Source organism: Streptomyces cinerochromogenes (assembly GCF_014648635.1).
GTDB lineage: Bacteria > Actinomycetota > Actinomycetes > Streptomycetales > Streptomycetaceae > Streptomyces > Streptomyces cinerochromogenes.
This window is the reverse complement of record NZ_BMRM01000054.1, coordinates 1-1,649: the sequence shown is the minus strand read 5'-3', so window position 1 is coordinate 1,649 and position 1,649 is coordinate 1. Positions and strand designations below refer to the sequence as shown.

The following is a 1,649-nucleotide window of genomic DNA, read 5'->3' as shown; positions in this document are numbered from 1 at the left end:
CGCAACAGGACCACCAGTTCCTGAAGACCTTCAACACCGTCACCACCACCAGCCCCGGCACGAACCCGGTCACGGCACCGGTGACGGGCGGCGGCACCACGCCGGCGCCCTCCACCGGCACCGATCCCGGCACACCCGAGACCCCCGGCCCCGGTACCGGCACCACGGGCAGCGGGCCCAAGGCCGCGCCGGGCGGCGGTATCGACCTGTCGATCTGGCAGCTCCAGGAACCGGTCGGCTCCCCGGGGTCGCCGACCACCGTCGCCGCTTCCCGGCTCCAGGGCGGCTACCAGGACTCCTACTTCCACACCGACAGCGACGGCGCCCTGACCTTCTGGTCGCCCGAGCAGGGCGTCACCACGCCCAACTCCAAGTACCCCCGCTCGGAGCTGCGCGAGACCGCCGAGTGGCCGCTCGGCGGCACCCACCGGATGAGCGCCACCCTGCGCGTGCTGTCCGTGCCGTCCAGCGTGTGCGTCGGACAGATCCACCTGGGTTCCGGCGGCTCGTCCACCAAGCCGCTCCTGGAGCTGTACTACCAGTCCGACGGCGACATCGTGCTGGGCACCGAGAACTCGCCCGCCGGGGGCCAGACCCGGCACACGGTGGGCCACGTACCGCTCGGCGGGGAATGGAGCTACACCATCGGTGTCTCCGGCGGCGACACCATCGACCTCACGGTCGACGGGAGCACCACCCACTACCCGATCGCCGACTCCTTCAAGCAGTACCGGCAGTACTTCAAGGCCGGGGCCTACAACCAGTCCGCGTCGGGCAGCAGCACGAACGGCGCCAGGGTCGCGTTCTACGCGCTGAGCGTCTCCCACGGCTGATCCGCCCCGCACCCCGGAAACGGCAGGGCCCGGCGCCACCGGCGCCGGGCCCTGCCGCCCTCGAGGGGGAACAGCCTCAGTACAGGTCGGTGCACCTGCCGTTCTGGAACAGGGGGCCCTCGACCACCGGCAGGCCGGAACCGGGGTTCAGCACCACGGTGTTGAGCCCTCCGTGCGCGCCGGCGGTGACCTTGTCGGCGCAGGCCTGCACCGCGGACTCGCTGTCCCCGGCGGCTCCGCCGACGTACATGTCGAGCCAGGTGGTCGCCCCCTGAGGCGCCGTCTTCAGGCTGTGGCAGGGCCCGTTCTGCGGGCTGCCGCCGTCACCGCAGGCGTCCTCCACGATGAAGTACCGCCGCACCCGCGGCATGTAGAAACGGGTACCGGCGGGGTAGTCCAGCGTGTCCTTGCCGCCCTCCAGGCTGTGCCCGACCGCGAGCGTGATCGGATCGGCGTACGTACCGGTGCCGCCGGCCTGCTGGTGCAGAACCGGATGGGAGATCCGGGCGCTGCCCCGCGGGGTGTTGTCGAACCAGGTGTACCCGGTGGTGAACGCGGTGTCGATGGTCCGGCCGGACCCACCGGACCCACCGGACCCACCGGACCCACCGGACCCACCGGTCCCGCCGGCACCCCCACGGCTGCCGCCGCTCGCGCCGGGCGCGCCGGGGGTGGCGCTGGCCTCGGGTGCCTCGGGTGCCGGCGTACCGCTCTCCGTGGGCACGGGAACCGCGCTCTGCGTCGGCATGGGGCTCGCACCGGGGCTGGTGGTGGTGACGGTGTTGAAGGTCTTCAGGAACTGGTGGTCCTGTTGCG

The 1,649-nt window shown here is 72.3% G+C and carries 1 protein-coding gene and 1 pseudogene; one reads left to right on the top strand and one right to left on the bottom strand.

What is annotated here, in order from left to right:
• The first annotated feature begins 80 nt into the window (after nt 1-80).
• Nucleotides 81-833: a polysaccharide lyase family 7 protein gene (locus IEZ20_RS39385; protein WP_189307959.1), complete on the top strand. Its 753-nt coding sequence runs from the start codon at nt 81-83 to the stop codon at nt 831-833.
• Nucleotides 834-909: 76 nt separating this feature from the next.
• Here IEZ20_RS39385 and IEZ20_RS39380 read toward each other — a convergent pair.
• A pseudogene (locus tag IEZ20_RS39380) lies at nt 910-1,649 on the bottom strand (hypothetical protein); the annotation flags it as partial.